Origin of the sequence: Dechloromonas denitrificans (genome assembly GCF_001551835.1) — a bacterium.
GTDB classification, from domain to species: Bacteria; Pseudomonadota; Gammaproteobacteria; order Burkholderiales; family Rhodocyclaceae; genus Azonexus; species Azonexus denitrificans.
The window spans coordinates 649,051-662,885 of record NZ_LODL01000035.1 but is presented as its reverse complement, the minus strand read 5'-3'; the positions used below and the strand labels follow the sequence as shown (position 1 = coordinate 662,885).

Below are 13,835 nucleotides of genomic sequence, written 5' to 3'. Positions count from 1 at the left end.
TCAGGCGTGGGCGCCAAGGTAGGCGGCAATCACGTCCGGGTTTTTTCTGACCTCTTCGCCGCTGCCTTCGGCCAGCTTCTTGCCGTAATCGAGCACCAGAATGCGGTCCGAAAGGTTCATCACCATTTTCATGTCGTGCTCGACCAGCACCACGGTGACGCCGGAATCGGCGATCTTGCGCACCAGGTGGTCGACCTCGATGGTCTCCTTCGGATTGAGGCCGGCCGCCGGTTCGTCGAGGAAGATCAGGCGCGGCTTCATGGCCAGCGCTCGGGCAATTTCCAGACGTTTCAGTGCGCCGTAGGACATCGCGTCGGCACGCGCTTCGACGTATTTTTCCAGGCCGACGAAGCACATCAGCTCGGCCGCTTCAGCCCGCGTTTCGGCATCGCGCCGCTTGAGGCCGGGGAAGCGCAGCGCCGCCTTGACCAGGTTGCGATCGAGCCGCAGATGAGCGCCGACCATGACGTTCTCGACCGCAGTCATGTTCATGCAGATCTGCAGGTTCTGGAAAGTCCGCGCCACGCCGCGCGTCGCCAGTTCGTTCGGCGACTTGCCGTGGATGGCTTCGCCGTCGAGACGGATTTCACCTGTCGTCGGCTTGTACACCCCGGTAATCAGGTTGAATAGCGTCGTCTTGCCGGCGCCATTGGGGCCGATCACCGAATAGACGATGCCGGCATCGATGTTGAAGCTGACGTTCTGCACCGCCTTGACGCCGCCAAAGTGGATCGAGAGGTCTTTTACTTGCAGCATGCTCATCTCACTCTCCCTTGCCGAACTTGGCGGCCAGCGTCGGGACCAGGCCCTTCGGCATGAAGATCATCGACAGCATCAGGATGGCGCCGAAAACCACGGTTTCCCAGCCCTCGAAAGTAGCCAGGGCCTGCGGCAGCGCGGTGAGCAGCACGGCGCCGACCAGCGAACCGTACACCGAGGCCATGCCGCCGATCACCACCATGGTGACCAGTTCGATGGAATGGAAGAAGTCGGCGAAGTTGGGGCTGACGAAACCGACGTAGTGCGCCGTAACGCTGCCCATCAGGCTGGCGAAGACGGCGGAGAGCACGAAGATCGCCACCTTGTAGCGGACGACATCGACGCCGACCACCTGCGAGGCGACTTCCGAACCATGCAGGGCGCGCAGGGCGCGGCCGAACGGCGAGTCGATCAGGTTCAGCGAGGCCCAGACCGAGACCGAGAGCAGCAGCGCGACGACCCAGTACCATTGCTTGTCGTTGCTCAGCTCGAAGCCGAACAGGCCCATGCCCGGCACCGGCATGCCGTCCGGGCCGCCGGTCCATTGCGCTTCGTTGCGCAGCGCGATGTTGATGATGATGCCAAGGCCGAGCGTCGCCATCGCCAAGTAATGCCCCTTCAGCTTGAAGATCGGCCGCGCCACCAGGCCAGCGAGCAGACCGGTGGCGGCGGCGCCCGCCCCCATGGCGAGCAGCGGATGCCAGCCGAAGTGGGTCGGCAACACCGCCGAGGCGTAGGCGCCGATGCCGAGGAAGCCGGCATGGCCGAGGCTGATCTGGCCGGCGAAGCCGATCAGCAGATTGAGGCCGAGGACGATCACGGCGTTGATCGCCATCCGTACCGCAAGGTCGAGATAGAAGCTGTTGGGCAGCACGAAAGGCAGCACCAGCAGGATGGCGATGACCAGGTAGAGGCCGTTGTAGACGCTTTTTTTCATGCTTACACCCGATCCGTCGATTTACCGCCGAACAGGCCGCGCGGCATGAAGAAGAGGATGAACAGGATGAGCACGAAGGGAATCGCATCCTTGTAGGCCGACGAGATGTAGCCGGCCCCCATCGCCTCCAGGATGCCGACCAGCAGGCCGCCAACCACGGCGCCCAGGCCGTTGCCCAGACCGCCGACGACCGCGGCGACGAAGCCCTTGAGGCCGAGCATGATGCCGACATCGTAGGAAGTCAGCGTGATCGGCGTGATCAGGATGCCGCCCAGCGCACCGAGCGCCGCCGACATCGCGAAGCTCATGAACAGCACCCAGCTGGTGTTGATGCCGACCAGTTCAGCGGCCAGCCGGTTGTACGAAGTGGCCAGCATGGCCTTGCCCTGCAGCGTGCGGTTGAAAAAGTACCAGAGCGCGACGACGACCAGCGCGGTGACGCCGAGCACCCACAGGCTTTGCGGCAGCAGCGTGGCGCCGAGCACCTCGATCGGCGCATCGCCGGAGAAAGCCGGCATGCTGTGCGTGCCCTTGCCGAAGATCACCGCGGTCAGGCCGCGGATGACCAGCGAGGCACCGATGGTGATGATGATCAGCGTCACCGTCTCGGCGCCCTTGACCGGCTCGATCGCCAGTTTCTCGACCAGTACGCCGACAATGGCCGGGACGACGATGGCGAGCAGCAGCGCGACCGGCAGCGGCAGGCCCATCTGGGTGAAAAACACCGCCAGCATGCCGCCCAGCATGATGAATTCACCCTGGGCGAAGTTGATGACGTTGCTGGCGTTGTAGATCAGCGTGAAGCCGAGTGCGGCCAGCGCGTAGGTCGCGCCAACCGTGATCCCGGAAAAGAGGAATTGCAGGAACTGGGCCAGCATCATGCCCTCCCAGCCTGTGGGCGTATCGTGTTCATGTCGTCTCCGTTCTATTTATTGGGGTATTCCGGCGGTCGACCGCTCAACTCGGCAATAAATGGTCGGCATCGGCCGTCACCGGCTGCTGCTGGGCGAAAAAGCCCTCGGTGTGGATCAGCCCGTCCTGGGCGCCCTGTAGCTTGACGGCGTCGACGCCGGCATCGACGAACTCGGGGCTGCCGGCAATGAAGATGGTGTGCTTCGACAGATCCTTGAACAGCTGCGGCAGCACGACATCGATGCGGCCTTTCAGAAAGCCTTCGGCCTCTTCGCGGGTCAGCGTCACCTTGTAGTCGAAGTTGCGGTGCTTGGTCCGCCACCAGGCCATCATGCCCTGGCTGTAGACATCCTCGCGGGTCCGCGCCGAGAAGAGCATGGTCACCGGCTTCTTGAAACCGCGGCGCAGCGCCGCTTCGGCCAGGGCCAGCACGGGCGCCAGGCCGGTGCCGGCCGCGATGCAGAGGACCGGCGTATCGACCGACGGATCGCCAATGAAGGTGCCGTAAGCGCCGGAAACCTTGACGCCTTCGCCGACATTCAACTGGTCATGGACCCAGTTGCTGGTCACGCCGCCATCGGCGCGGGCAACCTGCAGCACCAGCTCGCCATCGGGGCGCGGCGCATTGGAAATGGAATAGGCGCGGGCCGGAATATCGGCGCGCGGGTTGCCGATCGTCACATACTGGCCGGGCCAGTAGCGGATCGGCTGGCCGACCGGGCGCAGGCGCAGCTCGACGACGCGGTCGGCAATCTGTCTTTTATCGACGACGACGAACAGTGCGTCCTCGCGTGGCGGGAAGAGTTTTGGCTTGGCATCTTCGGTGCCCCATTCGATGGTCAGTTCCTCGGAAATCGGCTTGGCCATGCACATCAGGCCGAAACCCTGCTTGCGTTCGTCCTGCGACAGCGCCATGTCGAGCACCATGCCCTGGTCGAACTGACCGGACGTGACCTTGACCTTGCATTCGCCGCAAGCACCGGCGCGACAGTTGTTGGGCAGGGCATAACCCGCCTTTTCGAGCGCCATCAAAACGGTATCGCCATAGGCACAATCGACCGACTTGCCGGACGGTTGCATGATGATACGAGCCATTTGTCTTCCCCTTTATTTGTCTTGGTTTCTCTGTTGCGGCAAGGCCGGCACCCTTGTTCGGGGCGCCGGCCAGTTGTGGCATCGTCATTCCCGCGCAGGCGGGAATCCAGTAGTGCTCTTCTGGATCCCCGCTTTCGCGGGGATGACGTTGTCCGATGCTTCAGAAGACCGGAATGATGTCTTCCATGTCGATTTCGCTGACTTCCTGGCCGGTAATGCCGACTTCCGGGATGGCCGGGAACGGAATGTTGTAGCGGTCGAGCACGCCCTTCAGGTTGATCATCGCGTTTTTCCAGTTTTCGAGCTTGGCTTCGTAGCTCGGGATGCCGAAACCGGCGCCGCGGGCCACTTCCTCGCCTTCACGCTGGTTGGCGATGAAGTCTTCCGGCAGGTCCCAGAATTCCATCGGCGGCTCGAACAGCACGGCCGACAGGAACAGGTAACCGGCGCGGATCTGCTTGGTGACGACGGCCTTGGTTTCTTCCTTGAGGCCCGGGTAGTCGCGTTCCATGACGGCCATGCAGATCGCCATGTGGCGGCCTTCGTCGCGGCCGATGTTCTTGAAGCCTTCCTTGAAGACGGCTTCACGGGAGTTGTCGAACATCTGCTTGAAGATGGTGGCGGCAGCGATTTCACCCATCAGGAAGGAGCTGAACAGCACGGCCAGGTCGTACTTGGGCACGGCCTGCTTGTAGCCGGTCCAGTAGCGGGCGCCGTTGAAGTACAGCCACTTGACGTTCTTCTGCAGGCGGCGGCCGAGGTCGGTCTTCGGCTCGTAGGTGATCGGGTCCGGATGGCCGAGCAGCTTGGTGATGGCCAGGCCGCACATGATTTCGTGGTTCTGCTCGTCGCGGGTCACCGAGAAGAAGCACTTGCGAACCGGATCTTCCTCATGCACTTCATAGGTCTTGATCAGCGCTTCGGCGAAGACCGGCGGGGCCGAGGCGTCGAACACCGAGAGCAGGCTCCACCAGTAGGCGATGGATTCGCGCTCTTCCCAGGTGTAGCTGTCTACATCCAGCGTATCCCAGGGCAGCTTTTCCGGATCCCAGTTCTCGCGCAGCGAGGCTTCCCAGACTTCCTGCAGCTTCTTGGTCTTGCTGTTCCAGGACAGCGGATAGATGTTGGGCTGCTGGATTTCCGGCGGGAATTCCATCTTGTCGGCAAAACGTTCCTTGTTGCTAGCCATCTCTCTGTCTCCTCTAGGTAGGAATTTAATCATCAGGTTGATCTGCCACCCGACAGGGCGTGTGGCGTTGGTTGAATAATGATACCAATGAGTACGATGTGTCAACATTTTTTGTATCGTATCGTTAAAAATCTCATCGGGAACAAATTCCTCATTTCAGAATACCCAAACAACACATCAAATTTAAAATTTGTATCTATTTGTTTTTTTGTATAAATTATATTTCTTCGTAATCTTTTTCTCTAAACGGAATACAAAAACGGTGCATTTTTTACGATACTTTTGTTTGACAAAAATAAACTTAGTTCGTATCGTGCAAGTAGATTGGTGCTGCCCGGCGCACACCTGACAAAGAACAACGCCTCCATGGAGATACCGATGTCCGTTCAACTACTCGAAAAGCACCGCGCCACGCTCGACGGCGCCCTCAATGCCATCCACACCCGTGGTTACTGGTCGGCCTATAACGAGATGCCCAGCCCGAAGACTTACGGCGAAACCGCTGCCGAAGATGGCAAGCAAGCGTTCGATGCCCATCTCGGCCGGCAGTTCGCACTGAATCAGCCCGGCCTGACCGGCTGGCTGGGCGGTGAACAGTCGCCCTACGGCATCGAGCTCAATGTGCAATACCCGGTCTGCGATCATGAAGCGCTGATCGCCGCCGGCCAGCAGGCAATGACCGGCTGGCAGAAGGCCGGCAGCGAAGGCCGCACCGGCATCTGCCTGGAAATTCTCGATCGCCTGAACAAACAGAGCTTCGAACTGGCCCATTCGGTGATGATGACTACCGGCCAGGGTTGGATGATGGCTTTCCAGGCCGGTGCGCCGCACGCCCAGGACCGCGGCCTCGAAGCCGTCGCCTACGCCTATCGTGAAATGAAGTTCGTGCCCGGCGAAACGACCTGGGAAAAGCCGCAGGGCAAGAACCCGCCGCTGGTCATGAAGAAGCACTTCGAACTGGTCGGCCACGGCGTCGGCGTCGTCGTCGGCTGCGGCACCTTCCCGACCTGGAACACCTACCCCGGCCTGTTCGCCGCGCTCGCCACCGGCAACGCCGTGATCGTCAAACCGCACAGCAATGCCATCCTGCCGGCGGCGATCACCGTCCGCACCATCCGCACCGTGCTCGCCGAAAACGGCATCGATCCCAATCTGGTCACGCTGTGCGTCGCCGACAAGCGCGAAACGACGCAAAAGCTGGTCACCCACCCGGCCGTCAAATCGATCGACTTCACCGGCGGCAACGTCTTCGGCCAGTGGCTGATCGACAATTGCCGCCAGGCCCGCGTCTATGCCGAGTTGGCTGGCGTGAACAACATCGTCATCGACTCGACCGACGCCTACAAGCCGATGCTGCGCAACCTGGCCTTCACGCTGTCGCTGTACTCTGGCCAGATGTGCACCACCTCGCAGGCCATCTTCGTGCCGGCCGGCGGCATCGAGACGGAAGACGGTCACAAGTCCTACGACGACGTCTGCGCCGACCTGGCCCGCGCCGTCTCCGGCTTCCTGAGCAAGCCGGAAGTCGCCCTCGCCGTGCTCGGCGCCGTGCAGTCGGCCGATACGCTGAAGCGCATCAACGAGGCCGATAGCGGCGCACTGGGCAAGGTCATCCTCGCCTCGACCAAACTCGACAACCCGGACTTCCCGAAATCGGAAGTGCGCACCCCGGTCCTGCTCGCCTGCGATGCCGCCGACGAGAAGGCCTATATGGAAGAGCGCTTCGGCCCGATCAGCTTCATCGTCAAGGTGGCCGACACCGCCGCCGCCATCGCGCTGTCCGAGCGCATTATTGCCACCCACGGCGCGTTGACCGCCGGCATCTACTCGACCAAGGCCGACGTGCTCGACGCGATGACTGCCGCCACCATGCGTTCCAAGGTCGCCCTGTCGATCAACCTGACCGGTGGCGTCTTCGTCAATCAGTCGGCCGCCTACTCCGACTACCACGGCACCGGCGGCAACCCGGCCGCCAACGCCTCCTACGCCGACGCTGCCTTTGTCGCCAACCGCTTCTGTGTTGTGCAGCGCCGCTACCACGTATGACCTCTGACGCCGTCATTCCCGCGCAGGCGCCCCGAAGGAAGTACCCTTGGGGTGCGGGAATCCAGAAACCTCTGGGTCCCCGCCTACGCGGGGACGACGATCCGAGTTGCAATGTCATGAAGAAAGCTAACGATGAACTTTGAAACCATCACCTTCACTGTCGACGCCGGCATCGCCCGCCTGACCCTGAACCGTCCGGACAAGCTGAACAGCTTCAATACCGAGATGCACGCCGAGCTGCGTGTCGCCCTCGACCATATCCAGGACAACAAGAACATCCGCGTCCTGGTCCTCAGCGGCGCCGGCCGCGCCTTCTGCGCCGGCCAGGACCTCGCCGACCGGGCCATGCAGATGGTGGACGGCAAGATGCCGGATATCGGCAATGTCGTCGAAGCCAACTACAAGCCGCTCGTACTCCGCCTGCAGAACCTGCGCGTGCCGACCATCGCCGCCGTCAATGGCATCGCCGCCGGCGCCGGCGCCTCGGTCGCGCTGGCCTGCGACCTGGTCGTCGCCACCAAATCCGCCTCCTTCCTGCAAGCCTTCAGCAAGATCGGCCTGATTCCGGATACCGGCGGCACCTGGTTCCTGCCGCAACGCGTCGGCATGGCCCGCGCCATGGGCCTCGCCCTGCTGGCCGACAAGCTGTCGGCCGAGAAGGCCGCCGACTGGGGCCTGATCTGGCAATGCGTCGAGGATGCCGAATTCGCTGCTGCGGTCGACGCGCTGGCCAAGCAACTTTCCACCGCCCCGACCAAGGCCTTGGTCCGCACCCGCCAGGCCATGCACGCCGCCCCCGGCCACACGCTGGAACAGCAATTGTCGATGGAAGGCGGCTTCATGCGCGAGCTGGGCTGGAGCCCGGATTACGCCGAGGGCGTGGCCGCCTTCATGGCCAAGCGTGCGCCGAATTTCACCGGAGAGTGAACGCGTGAGTCATCCACCCCTGCCCCAACAGGCCATCGTCGCCGTCGTCGGTACCGGCGCCATGGGGGCCGGCATCGCCCAGATCGCGGCGGCCGCCGGCCACATGGTCAAGCTGCTCGACAACCGGCCCGGTGCCGCCGAACAGGCCATCCACGGCATTCGCGCCCAATTCGCCAAGCTCGCCGACAAAGGCAAGCTCAGTACCGAAGCGGCGCTGGCCGCCGGCACCCGCCTAGTCGCCGCGCAAAGCCTGGCCGACCTGGCCGATGCCTCGCTGGTCGTCGAAGCCATCGTCGAAAATCTCGAAGCCAAGCAGACGCTGTACAGCGATCTCGAAGCCATCGTCAGTGCCGACTGTATTTTCGGCACCAACACCTCGTCGATTTCGGTGACCGCCATCGGCGCCAAATTGCAGCGCCCCGAACGCCTGGCCGGCCTGCATTTCTTCAACCCGGCACCGCTGATGGCGCTGGTCGAGATCGTTTCCGGCCTCGCCACCGACAAGGCCGTCGCCGACACCCTGTTCGCCACCGCCGCCGCCTGGGGCAAGACCCCGGTCCATGCCAAGTCGACGCCCGGCTTCATCGTCAATCGCGTCGCCCGCCCTTATTACGCCGAAGCGCTGCGCCTGGCCCAGGAAGGCGCCGCCGACTACGCCACCATCGACGCCGTCATGTGCGAGGCCGGCGGTTTCCGCATGGGGCCGTTCGAACTGATGGACATGATCGGCCACGACGTCAATTTCGCCGTGACCAATTCTGTCTGGCGCGCCTTCTACAACGACCAGCGCTTCCTGCCCTCGCTGCTCCAGCAGGAACTGGTCGATGCCGGCTTCTACGGCAAGAAGACGGGCCGCGGCTTCTACGACTACCGCGAAGGCGCCGTCCAGCCCGAGCCGCAAAGCGAAGCGCCGCAAACGCCGGCCGGCAAAATCACCGTTTTTGGCGAGTCGACCGCAGCGGAATGCCTTATCGAGCGCCTGCAACTGAGCAGCCTCTCCTTCAGCCGCGCCCCGGACACCGATGGCCGCATCGCCGAAATCGGTCGCGCCGCGCTTTACGTCACCGATGGCCGCAGCGCGACGCAACGCGCCGCTGAAACCGGTGTCGCCAATACCGTGCTGATCGACCTCGCCCTCGACTACGGCAAGGCCAGCCGCCTTGCCATCGCCGCCGCCGAACAGTGCGAAGCCGCTGCCATTTCGGCCGCCGTCGGCCTGTTGCAGGCAGCCGGTTACGCTGTCTCCCGCTTCCTCGACATTCCCGGCCTGGCCGTCATGCGCACCGTCGCCATGCTGGCCAACGAAGCGGCCGATGCGGTTAACCAGGGCGTCTGCTCGGAAAGCGCCGCCGATTCGGCAATGCGTCTCGGCGTCAATTATCCGCAGGGGCCGCTGGCCTGGGCCGATGCCGTCGGCGTCGCCGCCATCCGCGACGTGCTGGCCAATCTCGGCACCAGCTACGGCGAGGACCGCTACCGCATTTCGCCGCTGATCCAGCGCGCCGTCTGCGCCGGAAGGAAGATCCATGACTGAACACAAGCTCAACCCGGCCGAGGCACAAGCCCTGGCCGAAGCCACCGCCGAAGCGATGTTTTCCCGCGACCGTGCCGCCCAGGCGCTCGGTATCAAAATCGTTCGCGTCCAGCCCGGCGCCTCGCTGCTCACCATGGTGGTCCGCGGCGACATGGTCAACGGCCACCACATCTGCCACGGCGGCATGATCTTCAGCCTGGCCGACACCGCTTTCGCCTACGCCTGCAACAGCTACAACAAGACCACCGTCGCCTCGGCCTGCCACATCGATTTCCTGGCTCCGGCCAAGGAAGGCGAAACGCTGGAAGCCGAAGCCGTCGAGCAATCGGCGGCCGGGCGCACCGGCGTCTATGACATCACCGTGCGCACGACGCACGGCAAGACCATCGCCCTCTTCCGGGGCAAGAGCTATCGCATCAGCGGCGAAGTGATCGCCGGCCTGCAACAGGCCGACTGAGCCGACCAGACATAACAGAGGAGACAACCATGACCGTCAAAAAACCCCTGCCCGGCGACCTCGAGCCGATCGAAACGGCCAGCCGCGACGAGATTTCGGCGCTGCAACTGGAGCGCCTGAAGTGGTCGGTGCGCCACACCTACGACAACGTCGAGCCGTACCGCAAGAAGTGCGAAGCCAAGGGCGTGCACCCGGACGACCTGAAGACGCTGAGCGATCTGAGCAAGTTCCCGTTCATGACCAAGCTCGACCTGCGCGACAACTACCCGTTCGGCCTGTTCGCCGTGCCGCGCAACAAGCTGGCCCGCCTGCATGCTTCGTCCGGCACGACCGGCAAGTCGGTGGTCGTCGGCTACACCAAGAACGACCTCGACAATTGGGCCAATGTCGTCGCCCGCTCGATCCGCGCCGCCGGCGGCCGGGCCGGTGACATGGTCCATGTCGCCTACGGTTACGGCATGTTCACCGGCGGCCTCGGCGCCCACTACGGCGCCGAGCGCGCCGGCTGCATCGCCGTGCCGATGTCCGGCGGCCAGACCGAGAAGCAGGTCCAGCAGATCATGGACTTCAAGCCGGAAATCATCATGGTCACGCCGTCCTACTCGCTGGTGATCGCCGAGGAATTCGAACGCCTGGGCATCAAGCCCGAGGAAATCTCGCTGAAGGTCGGCATCTTCGGCGCCGAGCCCTGGGGAGAAGGCATGCGCCACGAGATCGAGAAGAAGCTCGGCATCGACGCCATCGACATCTACGGCCTGACCGAAGTCATGGGCCCCGGTGTCGCCTGTGAATGCATCGAGACCAAGGACGGCCCGGTGATCTGGGAAGACCATTTCTACCCGGAAATCATCGACCCGGAAACCGGCGAAGTGCTGCCCGACGGTTCCGAAGGCGAACTGGTATTCACCTCGCTGACCAAGGAAGCCTTCCCGGTCATCCGCTACCGCACCCGCGACCTGACCCGCCTGCTGCCGCCGACTGCCCGCTCCTTCCGCCGCATCGGCAAGCTGACCGGCCGTTCCGACGACATGTTGATCATCCGTGGCGTGAACGTCTTCCCGACCCAAATCGAGGAACAGATCCTGCGCGACGCCCGCCTGGCCGGCAATTACCAGGTCGTCGTCACCCGCGACGGGCACATGGACAACCTGGAAGTGCGCTGCGAAGTCCAGCGCGAACTGTCCGGCAAGCTGGCGCCGGTCGAAATCCAGGCCATTTCCAAGGAACTGCAGCACCGCATCAAGACCATCATCGGCGTGTCGACCAAGATCACCGTGATGGAATTCGACGCCATCCCGCGCACCCAGGTCGGCAAGGCCAAGCGTGTGCTGGACGAACGCCCGAAGCGCGACTGAGAACACCCTATTTGCCGTCGTTCCCGCGTACCCCAAGGGCACTTCCTTCGGGGCGCAGGCGGGAACCCAGAAAGGACGCTGGATCCCCGCCTGCGCGGGGATGACCGTCAAAAGCTGAAAGGATTTTCATGACTCAAGCCTTTATCTGCGACGCCATCCGTACCCCGATCGGCCGCTACGGCGGTGCCCTGAGCGGCGTGCGTGCCGACGACCTCGGCGCCATCCCGCTTAAGGCGCTGATGGAACGCAACCCGCAGGTCGACTGGACGGCCGTCGACGACATCATCTACGGCTGCGCCAACCAGGCCGGCGAAGACAACCGCAACGTCGCCCGCATGTCCGGCCTGTTGGCCGGCCTGCCGATCGAGGTGCCGGGCACCACGGTCAACCGCCTGTGCGGTTCCGGCATGGATGCAGTCGGCCTCGCCGCCCGTTCGATCAAGGCCGGCGAAACCCGGCTGATGATCGCCGGCGGCGTCGAAAGCATGTCGCGCGCCCCGTTCGTCATGGGCAAGGCCGAATCCGCCTTCTCGCGCAGCGCCGCGATCTACGACACGACCATCGGCTGGCGCTTCGCCAATCCGCTGATGAAGAAGCTCTACGACACGCATTCGATGCCGCAGACAGCCGACAACGTCGCCGAAGAGTTCAAGATCAACCGGGCCGACCAGGATGCCTTCGCCGTCCGTTCGCAGCAGCGCTGGGGCGCCGCGAATGCCGCCGGCCGCTTTGCCGACGAACTGGTGCCGGTAGTCATCGCCCAGAAGAAGGGCGAGCCGAAAGTCGTCACCACCGACGAGCATCCACGCCCGGAAACGACGCTGGAACAACTGGCCAAGTTGAAAGGGGTCAATGGCCCGGATCTCACGGTCACGGCCGGCAACGCTTCCGGCGTCAATGACGGCGCCTGCGCCCTGCTCATCGCCTCGGAAGCGGCCGCCGGCCAGTATGGCCTCAAGCCGCTGGCCCGCGTCGTCGGCATGGCGACGGCCGGCGTCGCACCGCGCATCATGGGTTTCGGCCCCGCCCCCGCCGTCCGCAAGGTGCTGGCCCAGACCGGCCTGACCCTGGCCGACATGGACGTCATCGAACTCAACGAAGCCTTCGCCGCGCAGGCGCTGGCCGTGCTGCGCGATCTCGGCCTGGCCGACGACGCGGCACACGTGAATCCCAACGGCGGCGCTATCGCCCTCGGCCACCCGCTCGGCATGAGCGGCGCCCGGCTGGTGACCACCGCCGCCTATGAACTCAAACGCCGTGGCGGCCGCTACGCCCTGTGCACCATGTGTATCGGTGTCGGGCAAGGCATCGCCATGGTGATCGAGCGTATTTGACGTACCGGCGTCATTCCCGGCTTGACCGGGAATGACTGAAACACAACAAGTTTTACCGCAGTAACAGACAACAACCCCGTGGAGGAGACAAACCCATGAAACACACAATGAAGAAGCTCGTTGCCGGTGCCGCCCTGGTCGTCGGCGCCTTTGCTGCCATTGCTGCCGAGCCGATCAAGATCGGTTCCGTGCTGTCCGTCACCGGCCCGGCCGCCTTCCTCGGCGACCCGGAACTGAAGACGCTGCAGATGTATGTCGACGACCTCAACAAGAAGGGCGGCGTCCTCGGTCGCCAGTTGCAACTGGTCCATTACGACGACGGCAGCGATGCCAACAAGGCCAACGGCTTCGCCAAGCGCCTGATCGACGACGACAAGGTCGATATCCTGGTCGGCGGCACCACCACCGGCGCCACAATGTCGATGGTGCCGCTGGCCGAGAAGTCCGGCACGCCCTTCATCTCGCTGGCCGGCGCGGTCGTCATCGTCGAGCCGGTCAAGAAGTTCGTCTTCAAGACGCCGCACACTGACCGCATGGCCGCCGAAAAGGTATTCGAGGACATGAAGAAGCGCGGTATCAGCAAGGTGGCGCTGCTTTCCGAAACCTCCGGTTTCGGCCAGTCCGGCAAGAAGGAAACCGAGGCGGTTGCCGGCAAGTACGGCGTCACGCTGGTTGCCAACGAAACCTACGGCCCCAAGGACACCGACATCAGCCCGCAACTGACCAAGATCAAGAACACCGCCGGCGTCCAGGCCGTCTTCGTCTTCGGTCTCGGCCAGGGCCCGGCCATCGTCACCAAGAACTACAAGCAACTGGGCATCACGCTGCCGCTCTATCAGTCGCACGGCGTCGCTTCCGACGAATTCCTGAAGCTGGCCGGCCCGGCGGCCGAAGGTGTCCGCCTGCCCTCGCCGGCCCAGCTGATTCCGGAGAAACTGGCCGCCAACGACCCGCAGAAACCGATCGTCACCGCCTATGACAAGGCCTACAAGGCCCAGTACAAGCAGGATGTGTCGACGTTTGGCGGTTATGCCTACGACGGCCTGATGCTGGCGGTCGACGCCATGAAACGGGCAAATTCCACTGACAAGGCCAAGGTCCGCGACGCACTCGAAGCGACCAAGGGCTTCGTCGGCACCAGCGGCACTTTCAACATGTCGGCCACCGACCACATGGGCCTCGACCTCTCTGCCTTCCGCATGCTGGAAGTCAAGGGCGGCGACTGGACCATTTCCCAGTAAGCCGGCTCAAAGAACGCCACAACCCCTGCAGCAACTTCGGGCCGCTTTC

The 13,835-nt window shown here is 63.5% G+C and carries 12 protein-coding genes; 7 read left to right on the top strand and 5 right to left on the bottom strand.

Annotated elements, in window-relative coordinates; all coding sequences use genetic code 11:
- The 5 genes from AT959_RS18000 to AT959_RS17980 all read right to left on the bottom strand — a co-directional run bounded on the left by AT959_RS18000 (position 1) and on the right by AT959_RS17980 (position 4,892).
- On the bottom strand, positions 1 to 762 hold the full coding sequence (locus tag AT959_RS18000) for an ABC transporter ATP-binding protein (RefSeq protein WP_066886186.1): 762 nt from the start codon (positions 760 to 762) through the stop codon (positions 1 to 3).
- A 1-nt stretch (position 763) separates the two neighbouring features.
- Positions 764 to 1,696 carry a branched-chain amino acid ABC transporter permease gene (locus AT959_RS17995; RefSeq protein ID WP_066886183.1) on the bottom strand — a complete coding sequence of 311 codons (933 nt, stop codon included), beginning with the start codon at positions 1,694 to 1,696 and terminating at the stop codon, positions 764 to 766.
- A gap of 2 nt (positions 1,697 to 1,698) precedes the next feature.
- Positions 1,699 to 2,577: a branched-chain amino acid ABC transporter permease gene (locus AT959_RS17990; protein WP_240481876.1), complete on the bottom strand. Its 879-nt coding sequence runs from the start codon at positions 2,575 to 2,577 to the stop codon at positions 1,699 to 1,701.
- A 76-nt stretch (positions 2,578 to 2,653) separates the two neighbouring features.
- Positions 2,654 to 3,703, bottom strand: a complete 1,050-nt coding sequence (locus tag AT959_RS17985; protein ID WP_066886178.1) for a 2Fe-2S iron-sulfur cluster-binding protein — start codon at positions 3,701 to 3,703, stop codon at positions 2,654 to 2,656.
- Between the two features lie 160 nt (positions 3,704 to 3,863).
- Positions 3,864 to 4,892: a hypothetical protein gene (locus AT959_RS17980; RefSeq protein WP_066886175.1), complete on the bottom strand. Its 1,029-nt coding sequence runs from the start codon at positions 4,890 to 4,892 to the stop codon at positions 3,864 to 3,866.
- A 378-nt stretch (positions 4,893 to 5,270) separates the two neighbouring features.
- On the opposite strand from AT959_RS17980, the gene paaN reads away from it, so the two are divergent.
- The 7 genes from paaN (at position 5,271) to AT959_RS17945 (ending at position 13,786) form a co-directional block, all read left to right on the top strand.
- Positions 5,271 to 6,938: a phenylacetic acid degradation protein PaaN gene (gene paaN, locus AT959_RS17975; protein ID WP_066886173.1), complete on the top strand. Its 1,668-nt coding sequence runs from the start codon at positions 5,271 to 5,273 to the stop codon at positions 6,936 to 6,938.
- A gap of 132 nt (positions 6,939 to 7,070) precedes the next feature.
- The gene (gene paaG / locus AT959_RS17970) at positions 7,071 to 7,865 is read left to right on the top strand and encodes a 2-(1,2-epoxy-1,2-dihydrophenyl)acetyl-CoA isomerase PaaG (protein WP_066886171.1); all 795 of its coding nucleotides are present in this window, start codon (positions 7,071 to 7,073) and stop codon (positions 7,863 to 7,865) included.
- 61 nt (positions 7,866 to 7,926) lie between these two features.
- Positions 7,927 to 9,399, top strand: a complete 1,473-nt coding sequence (locus AT959_RS17965) for a 3-hydroxyacyl-CoA dehydrogenase (protein WP_240481887.1) — start codon at positions 7,927 to 7,929, stop codon at positions 9,397 to 9,399.
- Complete coding sequence (paaI, locus tag AT959_RS17960; protein ID WP_066886164.1) at positions 9,392 to 9,856, top strand: hydroxyphenylacetyl-CoA thioesterase PaaI; 465 nt, start codon at positions 9,392 to 9,394, stop codon at positions 9,854 to 9,856. Before AT959_RS17965 ends, paaI begins: the two co-directional genes overlap by 8 nt.
- A 29-nt stretch (positions 9,857 to 9,885) precedes the next feature.
- Positions 9,886 to 11,211, top strand: coding sequence for a phenylacetate--CoA ligase PaaK (paaK, locus tag AT959_RS17955; RefSeq protein ID WP_066886161.1), 1,326 nt, complete (start codon positions 9,886 to 9,888; stop codon positions 11,209 to 11,211).
- Positions 11,212 to 11,339: 128 nt separating this feature from the next.
- Positions 11,340 to 12,545, top strand: a complete 1,206-nt coding sequence (pcaF, locus tag AT959_RS17950) for a 3-oxoadipyl-CoA thiolase (protein WP_066886158.1) — start codon at positions 11,340 to 11,342, stop codon at positions 12,543 to 12,545.
- A 95-nt stretch (positions 12,546 to 12,640) separates the two neighbouring features.
- Positions 12,641 to 13,786 (top strand): ABC transporter substrate-binding protein, encoded by a 1,146-nt coding sequence (locus tag AT959_RS17945; protein WP_066886155.1) that lies wholly within the window; start codon positions 12,641 to 12,643, stop codon positions 13,784 to 13,786.
- Positions 13,787 to 13,835 lie beyond the last annotated feature (49 nt).